This is a genomic window from Couchioplanes azureus (assembly GCF_014648355.1).
Taxonomy (GTDB): Bacteria; Actinomycetota; Actinomycetes; order Mycobacteriales; family Micromonosporaceae; genus Actinoplanes; species Actinoplanes azureus.
In genome coordinates, this window is the sequence record NZ_BMQY01000003.1 from 52,013 (window position 1) to 66,014 (window position 14,002).

Here is a 14,002-nt window from a genome sequence, read left to right on the forward strand (position 1 = left end):
CCCTTCCTCTCAGACGGCCTCACCGACCGCCTTCTCCACCGCCGCCAGCAGCGCGGGGACCTGGTCAGCGGGCACTCCGCCGCCCTGCGCGAGATCGGCGTTGCCGCCGCCCCGACCGGACAACGCGCCCTTCACCAGCTCGGACGCGGACAGTCCGCGATCCTTCGCCGCCGCGTTGATCGCTACGATCAGTGACGCCTTGCCGTTCGCCCGGGCCGCCACCGCGACCACCGCCGGACGACCGGCGTCGATCTTGCCACGAATCTCCTGGGCAAGGGTACGCACATCGTTGGTGGCCGCCCCCTCCGGTGCCTCGGTGCCGACGAACGCCACCCCCCGCAGGTCCTTCGCCTGCTCCGCCAGCGTGCCCGCGCCGCCGAGGACCATCTGCGCGCGCATCTTCTCGAGCTCCTTCTCCGCGTCGCGCAGCGCCGTGACGGTCTGCTCGACCCGGTCGGCCACCTGGTCGCCCGGAACCCGGAAAAGCTCCGCCAGACGGGTGACGAGCAGGTGCTCCTTGGCGAGGAAGCCGAACGCGTCGATGCCGACGAGCGCCTCGACCCGGCGGACCCCGGAGCCGATCGACGACTCCGTGAGGATCTTCACAAGGCCGAGCTGGCCGGAGCGGGCGACGTGCGTGCCACCGCAGAGCTCACGCGCGTAGTCGCCGACTTCAACCACTCTGACCTCATCGCCGTACTTCTCCCCGAACAGGGCCATCGCGCCGAGCCGGCGCGCCTCCTCCTGCGAGGTGATGAACGCATGCACTTCGAGGTCGCGCAGCAGCACCTCGTTGACCTGCTGCTCGACGTCGTGCAGGACGCTCGCCGGGACCGCGCCCGGGGTGTTGAAGTCGAACCGCAGCCGGCCGGGCGCGTTCAGCGAACCCGCCTGGGTCGCCGACTCGCCCAGGAAGGCGCGCATCGTCTGGTGGATCAGGTGGGTGGCGGTGTGCGACCGCGAGATGGCCCGGCGGCGCGTCACGTCGATCTCGGCGAAGCCCGCCTCCCCCGCGCGCACCTCGCCGCGGACCACCCGGGCCTTGTGCACGATGAGGCCGGGCAGCGGCTGCTGCACGTCGACGACCTCGACCTGACCGGCCCCGACGTTGATCAGGCCGGTGTCCGCCTGCTGGCCGCCGCCCTCGGCGTAGAACGGGGTGCTGTCGAGCACGAGCTCGACGTAGTCGCCCTCGCCGGCCGCCTCGACGCGCGCACCACCGGTGCCGAGCAGCGCCCGCACCCGCGACTCGCGGGAGACCTCCGCGTAGCCGGTGAACTCCACCGGGCCGCCCGCGTCGAGCACCGACCGGTAGGACGACAGGTCCGCGTGGCCCGTCTTGCGCGCGGCGGCGTCCGCCTTCGCGCGGGACCGCTGGTCCGCCATGAGCCGGCGGAAGCCCTCCTGGTCGACGGTGAGGCCCTGCTCCGCCGCGATCTCCAGGGTCAGGTCGATCGGGAAGCCGTACGTGTCGTGCAGCTGGAACGCCTGCGCGCCGGAGAGCGCCTTGCCGCCCTTCGCCCGGGTGTCGGTGATCGCCGTGTCGAGAATCGTGGTGCCCGCGCGCAGCGTCGACAGGAACGCGTCCTCCTCCGCGTACGCGTACGTGGAGATCCGCTCGAACTCCTGCGCCAGCTCCGGATACGACGGGGCCATGCAGTCGCGCGCCACCGGCAGCAGCTCGGGCAGCGCCTTCTCCTGCCAGCCCAGCAGCCGCATCGCCCGGATCGCCCGGCGCATGATCCGCCGCAGCACGTAGCCGCGGCCCTCGTTCGACGGCGTGACCCCGTCGCCGATCAGCATCAGCGACGTCCGCACGTGGTCCGCGATCACCCGCAGCCGCACGTCGTCGGGGTGCGACTCGCTCGCCGCGTGCCCGGACCGCGCGCCGTAGGTCTTGCCGGTCAGCTCCGCCGCCCGCGCCAGGATCGGCCGGACCTCGTCGATCTCGTACAGGTTGTCGACGCCCTGCAGGATCGAGGCGATGCGCTCCAGGCCCATGCCGGTGTCGATGTTCTGCGCGGGCAGGTCACCGACGATGGTGAAGTCTTCCTTGCTCTTCACGTCGGTGATCTCGTACTGCATGAAGACCAGGTTCCAGAACTCCAGATACCGGTCCTCGTCGACCTCGGGGCCGCCCTCGCGGCCGTACGCGGGGCCGCGGTCGTAGAACAGCTCCGAGCACGGGCCCGCCGGCCCCGGGATCCCCATCGACCAGTAGTTGTCCTTCTTGCCGCGGCGGACGATGTGCTCGACGGGCACACCGGTGGCACGCCACAGCTCGAACGCCTCGTCGTCGTCGAGGTAGACGGTCGGCCAGATCCGCTCCGGGTCCAGCCCGAACCCGCCCTGCTCCACCGGCTTGGTCGACAGCTCCCAGGCGAGCTTGATCGCGCCTTCCTTGAAGTAGTCGCCGAACGAGAAGTTGCCGTTCATCTGGAAGAACGTGCCGTGCCGCGACGTCTTGCCGACCTCGTCGATGTCCGGCGTCCGGATGCACTTCTGCACGCTCACCGCGCGCTGGTAGGGCGGGGTGCGCTGACCGAGGAAGAACGGCACGAACTGCACCATGCCCGCGTTGATGAACAGCAGGTTGGGGTCCTCGATGGCGGGCAGCGGGGCACTCGGCACGACCGTGTGCCCGTTGGCCTCGAAATGCGCCAGGTAGCGCCGCTTGATCTCCGCCGTCTTCATCGCTGACCCTCCTGGGCGTGCCGCCCGTGTGAACCGCCCTGTGCGTCGTCGCGCAGCTCGGCGAACTTGTCCTCGTAAAGCTCTCCCGCGGCGAAGGCCGCGTGGATCTCCTGCTCGCGCTCGGCCATCCCCTCGCGCACGTCCTCCACGAAGCTACGCAGGGACTCGACGAGGCCGCCAGCGGATTGCGACAGCGACGTGGCGATGCCGGACGGGGTGAACTCGTCGGCCTTCCGCGAGATCTTGCGCACGACGATGGCACCGACGGCCAGGCCCACGCCCAGCCAGAGCAACCGCTTCATGAGTCTTCTCTCCGGTTCTTCCGCTCCGGTTCTGCTGATTTCCCGGCGCTCGATGTTCGCGACGCGCCGCCGGCCCTGACGGGCCACGCGCCCGGACGTCCGCGGCGCCCCGCCGGCTCGGCGGGCGGCGCGCCCGGGCGTCCGCGACGCGCCGCCGGCCTCGGCGGACGGCGCACCCGGGTGCCGAGCGACGCCGCCGGCGTCAGTGAGCCGCGCGCTCGGCCTTGCGGCGCTGCTTGAGGGCGGCGCGGACCTCGCGCTCCTGGTCGGCGTGCCGGCGGGCGGCGGCGGCCTTGCGCAGCCCGTACCCGAACGAGGCCACCTTGACCAGCGGGTTGGCGGCGGCGGCGGACACGACGGTGACCAGGTTGGCGACGTTCGCCGTGACGTTCTGGGCGTGCTCGGTCATCGTGTCGACCTTCGCGAGCTGCACGTTCACACCGTCCAAAGAGACCTGGACCTGGCCCAGCGCGGTGTTCACGTTGTCCACCGTCTCGGTGACACCGCCGAGCAGCGGACCGGTCCGGTCGTTCAGGTCGTTGATGGCCCGGGTGGCCGCGTCCACGGTGTGGCGCAGCTTCAGGATCGGGACGGCCAGCACCAGCACGAGCATCAGGAACGCGCCCGCCGCGATCAGGCCTGCGATTGCTCCGGCGTTCATTACACGCGTCTCCTCTACCGACGGACCCCTAAGCGTGACAACGTGCAGACCCTACCGTCCGTCACCGCGGTCCGCGTCACGACGCCGAGGGTGTCGGCTCCAGCAGGGGATCATTCGTCAGCACCGGGTCCGGCGTCTCGCCGACCAGCGACGGATCCACCGAGGGCTCCGGCCTGCCCCGCACGTCGATCACCGCATTCTGCACCTTGATGCTGACGGTCGACCCGACACACTTCTTCGGGTCGGCGGTGGGCACGGTCCCGTCCGGCCCGGCCGAGGGAACGGTCGCCGGATCCTTCGCCGCGACGGCGTCCACGGCGCACTCGGGCAGGCGCACCCACAGGTCCAGAGTGAACTCGTCCCGGCTCCAGCAGGTGTACTTGCCGGTGGTCGTCGGCTGGTCGGTGCACTGACCCTTGCGCACCTTCCACCCGGCGGACTTCAGCGCGGCCGAGTACACCTGGTTCGTGTCCTCGAACGGCCGGTCCGACTGGGCGGTCCGCTCCCGGAACCGGCAATCGAGGAAGCACCACCGGCTCCCGGCGCTCTGGTCGTCCACGTTCCGGCCGGCCCACTCGGGCACCTCCAGGGCGTCGAGCGAGGTGAAGACCGGGTCCTGGGTGGCGGCGCGGATCCCGAACACCAGCGGCAACAGGCCGAGCACCAGGACGCTCAGGGAGAGCAGGGTCATGACCCGCAGGCGGCGCTTGGCCCGCATCTGCTTGCGCAGCTCCGAGCGGGCGACGCGCAGGCTGCCGAGCGGACCGCCGGAGATCTCGGCGTCGTCCGCCGCGTCGGCCGACGAGGCCGTCGCGGCCCGCACCCTGAGCGAGCCGTCACCGCCGTCACCGCCGGAGGGTACGGAAACCCGCCCGGAAACCGCACCGACGGAGGCAGTCGCGGTCACCGGGGCGGCACCGCCACCGGAAGCCGGGGCAGCACCGGGCACCGCGGCGGCCCCGACGCTGCTCGCCCCCACCGCTCTCGCAGCCCCTGCGGCACTCCCCGCGGCCCCCGCGGCACTCCCGGCGGCCCTCGCGGCCCCTGCGGCACTCCCGGCGGCCCCTGCGGCGCTTCCAGCGGCCCCGGCGGGGTTTCCGGCGGCGCCCGCCGCGCTCCCCGCGGCCCCTACGGCCCGGGCAGCGCTCCCGGCGGCCCCGGCGGCGCTGCCCGCGGTCGGGGCGGCGCTGCCCGCGGTCGCGGCGGCGCTGCCCGCGGTCGCGGCGGCGCTGCCCGCGGTCGCGGCGGCGCTGCCCGCGGCCCCGGCCTGGCGGCCCGCCGCACTGGCGCTCCCAGCCCGGGCCCTTCCGGCCGTGCCGGCACTCCCGACCCGGTCCGGGGCGTGAGCGCCGTCCGCGGCACCAGCCCGGCCCGGAACCGCAGCGCTCGCCGCACCACCAGCCCTAGGCGGAACCGCAGCGCTCGCCGCACCACCAGCCCTAGGCGGAACCGCAGCACTTGCCGCACCTCCGGCCCTAGGCGGGACCGCAGCGCTCGCCGCAGCAGCGGCCCGGCCCGAGACCGGGGGGCTCGCCGCCACGCCAGCCTTGCCCGAAGCTGCGGTGCCTGGCGCAGTTCCGGCTCTGCGCGCGGGCTGACCCGCGGCGCTGTTTCCACCGACCGAAGGAGTTCCACCTCCGGCTGGCATGTCGACATTTCCGGTATTCCCGGAGTTCCGGTCGTTTCCGGCGCCGAAAGCGGGCCGAACTGGCCCAGCCCCCGAGGTAGGCCGCATGGCCCCGGCTCCCGAGGTAGGCCTCATCGCCCCGGCTCCCGAGGTAGGCCTCGTCCCCGGTTCCGGAGGCGAACCCATCGGCCCGGCCCCCGAAGTCGGCCGGGTCGCCCCGGCCCCCGAGGTGGGGCGCGGAGCACCGGCGCCCGCCATGCCCGAAACCTCGGTCGCACCCCGGCCGGACTGCCCGGGCACGGCACGACCCGCGGCGGGCCGTCCCGCTACCTGCTGCCCCGGCCCGGCGCGGCCCTGAGGCAGAGCGCCACCCTGGCCACCGGGGCGGCCCTGAGGCAGAGCGCCGCCCTGGCCACCGGGGCGGCCCTGAGGCGGAGCGCCATCCTGGCCGGACCCGGGATGCCCCTGAGGCGGGGCGCCGCCCTGGCCACGCCCCGGACGCCCCTGAGGTGGAGCGCCACCCTGCCCGGGCCCCGGCCGACCGCGACCGGGACGACCCGGACCCGGCTGGCCCGCTCCGGGCTGGCTCGCTCCCGGATGACCCGTTCCGGGATGACCCGCTCCTGGCCGGCCCGCTCCGGGCTGGCCCGGTCCCGGCTGACCCGCTCCCGGCTGGCCCGGTCCTGGATGACCCGCTCCCGGCTGGCCCGGTCCTGGATGACCCGCTCCCGGCTGGCCCGGTCCTGGATGACCCGCTCCCGGCTGGCCCGCTCCGGGCCGGACAGGACCGAGCCGTCCGTGTGGAGGGTGAACAGGTCCGGAACGCCCGCTCCCCGGGAACTCAGGACCCGGTCGGCCCGGGGACACCGGCTGTCCCGGAATCGGCTGACCCACGATCGGCTGTCCGGAGACCGGCCGGCTTGCCGAAGGAGTGCGGCCCGGCGCGGACGGCTGCCCCGAGACCGGCCGGCTCCCGACAGGCGGGTGGCCCTGCGCGGACGGCTGGCCCGAGACCGGCCGGCTCGCCATGGGCTGGCCTGGCGTAGACGGGTGGCCTGGCGTAGACGGGTGGCCTGGCGTAGACGGGTGGCCTGGCGTAGACGGGTGGCCTGGCGTAGACGGGTGGCCTGCCGAGGGCGGCCGGGCTGGCGTAGACCGGTTGCGTGAGGTGGAGGGCTGGCCTGCGGTGGAACGGTGGCCTGCGGTGGACGGGTCACCTGGTGCAGGCGGCTGACCCGGCCGGCCGGGCGACACCGGCTGCCCCGCCCCCGCGCGACCGGACTGCCCTGGGCGGGGCACCTGACCGGTCCCCCTGGTGGGCGCGCCCGCGGCGCGACCTCCGGCCTGGGCGATCTGTCCGGTGGTGCCGATCACCCCTGAGGTGCTCCCGGCCATCGCGCCGGCGCGACCGGGGATCGGAGGGGTGCGGACACCCTCACGTCCCGGCACGACGGGCGGTACGACCGACGCCGAGGCCCGTGCCTGCGGGGACCCTCCGGCCGGCCCGGACTGCTCCGGAGCCGCACGGCGGCCGGTGCTGGCCTCCCGCCCGCCAGCTCGGCCGGAGGCCGTGCCCACTGCCCCATGTCGACCGGTGGGGGCGTCCTGCCCACCGTGACGACCGGCAGGCGCATCCTGCCCACCGTGACGACCGGCAGGCGCATCCTGCCCACCGTGACGACCGGCAGGCGCATCCTGCCCACCGTGACGACCGGCAGGCGCATCTTGGCCACCGTGACGACCGGCAGGCGCATCTTGGCCACCGTGACGACCGGCAGGCGCATCTTGGCCACCGTGACGACCGGCAGGCGCGTTCTGGTCCGCGGCATAGGCGTCGACCGCGCCGTGGCGGCCGGTGGGGGCGTCCGCCGGGTTCTGCCGGGTACGAGGTCCGGTCCGCGTGATCGGCCCGGTGGCCGCGCGACCGACCGGCATCGGGCCGGAGTTCTCCTCCGGATCGAGCCGACCGTGGCGGCCGCTCTGCTCGCCGTGCCGCGGCGGTGGCCCCGACCGGCCTTGCATCGGCCCACCGCGACCGGCAGCAGGGCCCGCCTGTCCCGCCCTGTGACCGGCGTGACCGGGCATGGAACCCGCGTGGCCACCCTGACCCGGCATGGAACCCGCGTGGCCCGCCTGACCCGGCACGGAACCGACGTGGTCCGCCTGACCCGGCATGGGACCCGCGTGAGCCGCCTGACCAGGCAGCGGACCGGCTTGGCCGGGCGTCGGGCGGCCACCACGGCCCGGCTGCTCGGGCCTCGGCGCGGCACCACGCCATGCCGGGCCGCCACCGGGTGAGACGGGACGGCCGGGGAGCGGCTGGCCGGGTGCGCCCGCATGGCCCGGTGAGACAGGACGGCCGGGGAGCGGCTGGCCGGGTGCGGCCGCATGACCTGGTGAGACAGGACGGCCGGCGGGCGGCCTTCCCGGGGAGACGGGGCGGGCGGCGGGCGGGATCTCCGGGGCGTTGCCCGAGGCGGGCACTCCCGCAGCGGCCGGCGGCCGCGGGGCGCCCGCCGAGCCGGGGGCGACCGGCGGCCGCGAGCCACCCGCAGCGCCGGGTGGCACCGCCGACCGCGAGGCGCCCGCGGCGCGGGGACCGGCCGGCGAGGCCGGAGCGACCGGCGGGCGCGGGCCACCGGCGGGGCGCGGCGCCGCAGGCGAGCTCGGTGCCGCGGCGGGCGGTGGTGACGCCGGTGCCGGTGGGAACGGGTCGTCGCCGTCCGGGTCGTCGGGGCCGGGGGCGCGGCGGCCGCTCTTGCTGGTGCGGGCCTCGCCCGGGGCGGTGCCCGGGCCGATCGATCCGCCCTGTTCCTTGGCCGTGCGCAGGTCGTCCAGCCAGCCGGTCTCCTCGCGGGGCACCTCTTGCTCGAGCGGCTCCGGACGGCCGCGACCGAACAACCGGCGTCCGCGGCCGGTCTGCTCGGTGCGCTGGTCGTCGTAGTCGTCGGGCCTTTCGGCGCCGCGCCTGCTCACGGCTGGTCCTCTCCGGCGGCGGGGCCGCTGTCGTCGCGTTGCGGTGCGGGGGCCGGGCCGGCCGGGGACGGGCCCGCTCCCCGGACGATTCTGCGCAGCCGGGGCAAACGGTCCGCCACCGCCCGCTCGGCGCCGTGCTCGGTGGGGGTGTAGTACTCCGCGCCGATCAGATCATCCGGTACGTACTGCTGCCTCACAACACCCTTGGGGTCGTCGTGTGGATAGCGGTAGCCCTTGCCGTGACCCAGGCCACGTGATCCGGGGTAGTGGGCGTCGCGCAGGTGGGGTGGCACGGCGCCGCCCCGGCCTGCGCGGACGTCGGCGATCGCGGCGGAGATGGCGGTGGTGACGCTGTTGGATTTCGGGGCGGTGGCCAGGTGCACCACCGCCTGTGCCAGGTTGAGCTGGGCCTCCGGCAGGCCCACCGACTGGACCGCCTGGGCCGCGGCGGTGGCGACGAGCAGGGCCTGCGGGTCCGCCATGCCCACGTCCTCGCTGGCGAAGATGACGATGCGGCGGGCGATGAAGCGCGGGTCCTCGCCGGCGACGAGCATCCGGGCCAGCCAGTGCAGGGCGGCGTCCGGGTCCGAGCCGCGCATGCTCTTGATGAAGGCGCTGGTCACGTCGTAGTGGGCGTCGCCGTCCCGGTCGTAACGCACGGCGGCGACATCCACCGCCTTCTCCGCCGTGGCGAGGTCGATCTCGGTGGCTCCCTGCGCGGCCGCCGAGCCGGCCGCGGCCTCCAGCGCCGTCAGGGCCTTGCGGACGTCGCCGCTCGCCAGGCGTACCAGATGGTCTTCGGCCTCGGCGGTGAGCGTGACGGCACCGCCCAGGCCGCGTTCGTCGGTGACCGCGCGGCGGATGAGGTGGCGGACGTCGTCCTCGTCGAGGGCGCGCAGGGTGAGCAGCACGCAGCGGGACAGCAGCGGTGAGATGACCGAGAAGTACGGATTCTCGGTGGTCGCCGCGAGCAGCGTCACCGTGCGGTCCTCGACGGCAGCCAGCAGCGAGTCCTGCTGGGTCTTGCTGAAGCGGTGCACCTCGTCGATGAACAGGACGGTGGGCGACCCTCCGGCGCGGCGTTCGCGGCGGGCCTTGTCGATGACCGCGCGCACGTCCTTGACGCCCGCGGTCAGGGCGGACATGGCCACGAACGTACGGTCGGTGGCCGCGGCGACCAGGTGCGCGATGGTGGTCTTGCCGGTGCCGGGCGGCCCCCAGAGGATGACCGACATGGGCGTGCTGCCGGTGACGAGCTGGCGCAGCGGCGCGCCGGGCGCGAGCAGGTGCTGCTGGCCGACGAGCTCGTCCAGCCCGGTGGGCCGCATCCGCACGGGCAGCGGCGAGTCGGCCGCGGGCCGGGTGAAGCCGGACTCCGCGCCCGCCGGTGGCGCGGTGCGGACGCCGCCCGGTCCGGTCAGGGGGAAGAGTCCGTCGAATTCCATCGGCACAGACAGTACCGGCCCGCTCGACGGTGCCGGAAATACACCGATGTGAGCGGACCGGCAGGAACCCGTCAGCCGCGGCCGGGGCGCCGGCCGTAGAAGCGGCGGCCGGTGCCGGTGCCGGCGCGCGGGCCGCTGCCGACCCCGGCCAGGTAGAGGGAGAGCAGCAGCAGGCCGAGGGAGGCGAACGTGTTGAAGTTGAACAGGTCCGAGGTCTGCACGTCGAGCAGGTCGAGAAGCAGGTAGATGCCGAAGACGACGGCCGCGGCGATCGCGAGCATGGGGGCCTCCATCGGGGGGTGAGAGCACGTGACCTGCTGATACCCCGGGGGTGGTCGCGCGCAAACCCCGGCCTCAGGGCACCGGCGCCACCTCCGGCGCGCCGGCCGGCGCGGTCTCCGGCGTGGCGCGCCGCGCGACCAGGTAGAGCGGCGCGGCCGCGGCCAGGACGACCGCCCCGGTCAGCAGCGCGGCCACCAGGCTCGCGCGCGTGGCGATCGCCGTGAGGACGACCAGGCCGAGGGCGCCCGCCGGCTGGGCCACCATCGAGTTCAGCGAGACGAGGCTCGACCGGTACGGCCCCTGGACCTGCCGGTGCAGCAGCCCGCTGTGCACCGGGTTGGACGCGCCGTGCACGGCGTAGCAGAGCAGGAACGCCGCGACGACGCCGGCCGGCCCGGCCAGCAGGGCCATCCCGGCCACGGTGACACCGTGCACGATCCGCAGGGCGAAACCGGTCCAGGCCGCGCCGATGCGGCGGGCGAGCACGGGAACCAGCGCGGCGCCGGCGGCGGAGGCCAGCCACGCCACCGAGCCGACCGGTCCCATCAGCGCGGAGGCCCGGTTGGCGTCGCCCAGCACCTCGGCGAGGCGTACGGACGTCAGACTCTCGAAGGCGATCATGCCGAAGCCCCAGAACACCTCGACGGCGATGAGCGCGACGATGATCCGCGACCGGCGCAGCAGTCCCAGCGCGCCCCCGATGGCCGCCGGCACGCCGCGGACCGAGGCGGCCAGGGCGCCCGGCCCCCGCCGGGGACGCGGCTCGGTCATCAGCGTCGCCACCGCGGCCAGGGAGACGAGCTGCAGGCCGAGGGCGACGTAGACGGGCGCGCTGAGCGCGGTGACGGCGCCGAACGGGCCGAGCGCGACGAGGCCGCCGGTGAGCAGGGCGCCGCCGGCGATGGCCACGCCGACCACCGCGCCGCCGCGGCTCAGGCCGGTCTCGATGTCGGCGTGCTCGTCCGCGGCCAGGGCCTGGTCGACGTACCAGGATTCGAGGGGGCCGCTGTCGAGGGCGCGGTAGACGCCCTGGAGCAGGTAGAAGATCACGAAGAGCAGGACCGAGTCGGCGATGGTCAGCACGCACAGCGACGCGACGTCGACGAGGCCCGCGAGCAGCAGCACCGGCCGCCGGCCCAGCGCGTCGGACAGGCCGCCGGTCGGCAGCTCCAGCAGCAGGACGACGATGCCCTGCAGGGCCGCGGCCGAGCCGTACTGCGCCAGGGTGAGCCCGCGCTCCAGCGGGAGCAGGACGATCACCGGGATCATCAGCCCGACGGGCAGCCAGCGCAGCGCGGTCAGCAGCAGGAAGCGGCGCCGGGCCCGGGTGGCGGTGAGTCCGCTCATGAGGGGTCCACTTTCGGCATGCCGTAGAGGTAGTAGACGATCCGCCGGGCGTCCGGTGCCGGACCGGCGGCCCGGTAGCGCTCGATGACGTCGAGCAGCTCGGCGTTGAGCGCGTCGAGCTGCGCCGCCGAGAGGTCGAGCCAGACGTCGGAGAAGCTGCTGGCCCGGCGCCACTCCGGCGGTTCGTCGTGCTGGACGCGGTGCCAGCCCTCGACCTGCTCGACGAATCCGCGCAGCAGGGAGGCTTCGAGCCAGTCCGCCGCGGCGGTGGCGTCGGCGTCGCCGGCGAAGCTGTCCCGCTGCCAGCTCGACACGTCGTGCGCCGAGCGCCACCAGCGCTCCCGGCCACGGCCGGGCCGCTGCTCCTCGAGGACCAGCCCGACCTCGGCCAGCTGCCGCAGGTGGTAGCTGGTCGCCCCGGTGTTGGTCCCGAGCGCCCGGGCGAGCCGCGTCGCCGTCGCCGGGCCCTCCAGCCGGAGCCGCCCGAGCAGCCGGAAGCGCAGGGGGTGGGCCAGCACCCGGATCTGGCGGGAGTCGAGATGCACTTCGCGCTGTTCCATAGTTGCACAATACTTGTGCACGGAAATTGTGCAAGATTTCTGTGCAACCATGGCCCGCATGATCGAAGCGAGACAGGCGACGCCGGCGGACGCCCCGGAGCTCATCCGTCTGCGCAAGGTGATGCTCGACGCCATGCGACCCGAGCCGGCATCGCCGGGCGACTGGGAGCACGCCGGCATCGCGATCCTGCGCCAGCAGCTGGGCGACCCGCTCGGCATGCTGGCCGCGTTCGTCGTGGACCGTCCGGACGGCCCGGGGCTCGCGGCCTGCGTCGTGGGCGCGGTCGACCAGCGGCTGCCGAATCCGTCCGACCCGACCGGACTGCGCGGGTACGTGTACAACGTCGCGACCGACCCCGCGTACCGTCGCAGGGGTTTCTCGCGGGCCTGCATGACCGCCTTGATCGGCTGGTACGCGACCCGCGGCGTCCGCGTCGCCGACCTGCGCGCCACCCGCGACGGCGAACCGCTCTACACCGAGCTCGGCTTCCGGCGCACCGACGACCCGGCGATGCGCCTGAGCGTCCCGGCGCCTTGACCTCAACCGCGCTTCAGGTCGGAGGCTGGCGTCATGATCCTCGACGAAGCCCTGCACCGCCTGCGCCCCACCGGCCCCGAACGCGACGGCTGGCTGTCCAACCACGCCCCGATGGCGGTGGAGGCGCTCGTGCGCCACGGCCGCGCCGACGCCGTGCACCGCTGGCTGGACCGCTACGCGCCGCGGCTCGAGGACCGGCCGCGCGGCATCGCGCCGATCCCGGCAGCCGAATGGCGTGACCCGCTGGGCGATCCCGTACGCACCGGCGACTGGCTGGACTTCTTCGCGCGGGAGACCACGCGGGCGCCGTGGCGCGACGTGCTCGCGCTGTGGTGGCCGCGGCTGCTGCCCGGCATCGCCGCCGGCGCCACCCACGGAGTGATCCGGACCGGCCACGCGGTGCGCGCCCTGCTCGACGCCGAGACGCCGGCCCGGGTCGCCGAGCTCGCCGACGGGCTCGCGTACTGGGCGGCCCGCTGGCAACCGCTGGCGCCGGCCGGGCGCGGTCCGTACCGGCGCGACGATCCCCGGGCGGCGCTCGACGCCGTACCCCGCGTACCGGACCAGCGGTTCGGCATCCGCAACCGGCTCGCCCAGCTCGCCCACCTGCCGGACTGGCCGCGGGCCGCCGGTGCGGTGCCGGGCGACGGCGCCACGGCGGCCCGGCTCGCGGCGATCGTCGCGGCGGCGGTCCGCCGGCACACCACCCACGGGTACGCCAGCCCGGTCATGCTCGTCCACGCCGCCACCGCACCGGCGGCCGTCCTGCGCACCCTCCCGGCGCTACCGGCCGCCCTGCACGCGCCGAGCCTGGAGGCGGCGTGGGCGGCGAGCGCGGCGGTGACGGCGGCCTACTCTCCGGCGGCGGCTTCCCCCGCCACGACGGCGCAGGGTTCGCCCGACGCCGACGCCGTGATCGACGGCGCGGTCGCCTCGGGCGACGCCCATGCGATCAAGTTCGCGGACGCGGCGGTCGAGGCCTGGAGAGGCAGCGGCGATCCCGCGCTGCTCGGCGCGGCGCGCCACGCCACCGAGCTGATCAGCCGGCCAGTTTGAAGAGCAGCACCGTCTGCCACTTGTGCATGTCGGGCTCCTCGGCCGGGTCGGTCATCAGGATCTCCAGCCGGGCACCCCACACCTCGCCCTCCGGCGTCGGCGTCCGGTCCCACTCCAGGCCGCGCCGCTGCGCCCAGTCGAGCAGGCTCGCGGTGACGCCCATGAGCTCGTCCGGGTGGCCGACATGCGTGACGGTCGCGTACCGCCCGGCGGGCAGCACGTCCAGGAAGACCGGCTCCTCGACGGCGACCGGCCCGGGCACCGGGATCCCGGCCTCGACGACCAGCTCCGCGGACATGTCGATGACGCGGTACCGCAAGAACGGCGCCCCGGCGGGCGCGACGCCCTGCTCCCCCAGCCACCCGAACATCGTGGGGAGATGGTCGGCGACGCGGGCGAACTCGGTCATGGTGATGGACTCGCGCCGTCCGACGTAGACCTGCTCGGAGCGCTCGACGATGGTGGGTTCCGCCAGCATGCGACCCATCATGACGGGTCCGGCGGCACCGCGCCG

At 74.8% G+C, this 14,002-nt stretch carries 11 protein-coding genes; 2 read left to right on the forward strand and 9 right to left on the reverse strand.

Annotated elements, in window-relative coordinates:
* Positions 1–9 precede the first annotated feature (9 nt).
* From alaS to IEY99_RS11590, 8 genes are all read right to left on the reverse strand, one after another.
* Entirely contained in the window at positions 10–2,694 is a 2,685-nt protein-coding gene (gene alaS / locus IEY99_RS11555) for an alanine--tRNA ligase (RefSeq protein WP_189202327.1), read from the reverse strand.
* Positions 2,691–2,996: a hypothetical protein gene (locus IEY99_RS11560; RefSeq protein WP_189202329.1), complete on the reverse strand. Its 306-nt coding sequence runs from the start codon at positions 2,994–2,996 to the stop codon at positions 2,691–2,693. The genes alaS and IEY99_RS11560 overlap by 4 nt, the downstream gene beginning before the upstream one ends.
* A 202-nt stretch (positions 2,997–3,198) precedes the next feature.
* Entirely contained in the window at positions 3,199–3,657 is a 459-nt protein-coding gene (locus IEY99_RS11565; protein WP_189202331.1) for a DUF948 domain-containing protein, read from the reverse strand.
* A 76-nt stretch (positions 3,658–3,733) separates the two neighbouring features.
* Positions 3,734–4,564, reverse strand: a complete 831-nt coding sequence (locus tag IEY99_RS11570) for a hypothetical protein (protein WP_189202333.1) — start codon at positions 4,562–4,564, stop codon at positions 3,734–3,736.
* 3,692 nt (positions 4,565–8,256) lie between these two features.
* On the reverse strand, positions 8,257–9,705 hold the full coding sequence (locus tag IEY99_RS11575; RefSeq protein WP_189202335.1) for a replication-associated recombination protein A: 1,449 nt from the start codon (positions 9,703–9,705) through the stop codon (positions 8,257–8,259).
* Between the two features lie 71 nt (positions 9,706–9,776).
* Positions 9,777–9,986 carry a hypothetical protein gene (locus tag IEY99_RS11580; RefSeq protein ID WP_189202337.1) on the reverse strand — a complete coding sequence of 70 codons (210 nt, stop codon included), beginning with the start codon at positions 9,984–9,986 and terminating at the stop codon, positions 9,777–9,779.
* A gap of 73 nt (positions 9,987–10,059) precedes the next feature.
* Positions 10,060–11,334 carry an MFS transporter gene (locus tag IEY99_RS11585; protein WP_189202339.1) on the reverse strand — a complete coding sequence of 425 codons (1,275 nt, stop codon included), beginning with the start codon at positions 11,332–11,334 and terminating at the stop codon, positions 10,060–10,062.
* Positions 11,331–11,894, reverse strand: a complete 564-nt coding sequence (locus IEY99_RS11590; protein ID WP_189202340.1) for a helix-turn-helix domain-containing protein — start codon at positions 11,892–11,894, stop codon at positions 11,331–11,333. Before IEY99_RS11590 ends, IEY99_RS11585 begins: the two co-directional genes overlap by 4 nt.
* Positions 11,895–11,952: 58 nt before the next feature.
* On the opposite strand from IEY99_RS11590, the gene IEY99_RS11595 reads away from it, so the two are divergent.
* Both IEY99_RS11595 and IEY99_RS11600 read left to right on the forward strand, forming a co-directional pair.
* Positions 11,953–12,432: a GNAT family N-acetyltransferase gene (locus IEY99_RS11595; RefSeq protein WP_189202342.1), complete on the forward strand. Its 480-nt coding sequence runs from the start codon at positions 11,953–11,955 to the stop codon at positions 12,430–12,432.
* 33 nt (positions 12,433–12,465) lie between these two features.
* Positions 12,466–13,488 carry a questin oxidase family protein gene (locus IEY99_RS11600; RefSeq protein ID WP_189202344.1) on the forward strand — a complete coding sequence of 341 codons (1,023 nt, stop codon included), beginning with the start codon at positions 12,466–12,468 and terminating at the stop codon, positions 13,486–13,488.
* Here IEY99_RS11600 and IEY99_RS11605 read toward each other — a convergent pair.
* Positions 13,472–13,966: a GyrI-like domain-containing protein gene (locus tag IEY99_RS11605; protein WP_189202346.1), complete on the reverse strand. Its 495-nt coding sequence runs from the start codon at positions 13,964–13,966 to the stop codon at positions 13,472–13,474. The two genes, IEY99_RS11600 and IEY99_RS11605, sit on opposite strands and share 17 nt — an antisense overlap.
* Positions 13,967–14,002 lie beyond the last annotated feature (36 nt).

Coding starts and splice junctions, on each gene's coding strand:
- alaS (WP_189202327.1), bottom strand. CDS start 2,694: ATGAAGACGGCGGAGATCAAGCGGCGCTACCTGGCGCATTTCGAGGCC.
- IEY99_RS11560 (WP_189202329.1), bottom strand. CDS start 2,996: ATGAAGCGGTTGCTCTGGCTGGGCGTGGGCCTGGCCGTCGGTGCCATC.
- IEY99_RS11565 (WP_189202331.1), bottom strand. CDS start 3,657: ATGAACGCCGGAGCAATCGCAGGCCTGATCGCGGCGGGCGCGTTCCTG.
- IEY99_RS11575 (WP_189202335.1), bottom strand. CDS start 9,705: ATGGAATTCGACGGACTCTTCCCCCTGACCGGACCGGGCGGCGTCCGC.
- IEY99_RS11580 (WP_189202337.1), bottom strand. CDS start 9,986: ATGCTCGCGATCGCCGCGGCCGTCGTCTTCGGCATCTACCTGCTTCTC.
- IEY99_RS11585 (WP_189202339.1), bottom strand. CDS start 11,334: ATGAGCGGACTCACCGCCACCCGGGCCCGGCGCCGCTTCCTGCTGCTG.
- IEY99_RS11590 (WP_189202340.1), bottom strand. CDS start 11,894: ATGGAACAGCGCGAAGTGCATCTCGACTCCCGCCAGATCCGGGTGCTG.
- IEY99_RS11595 (WP_189202342.1), top strand. CDS start 11,953: ATGATCGAAGCGAGACAGGCGACGCCGGCGGACGCCCCGGAGCTCATC.
- IEY99_RS11600 (WP_189202344.1), top strand. CDS start 12,466: ATGATCCTCGACGAAGCCCTGCACCGCCTGCGCCCCACCGGCCCCGAA.
- IEY99_RS11605 (WP_189202346.1), bottom strand. CDS start 13,966: ATGCTGGCGGAACCCACCATCGTCGAGCGCTCCGAGCAGGTCTACGTC.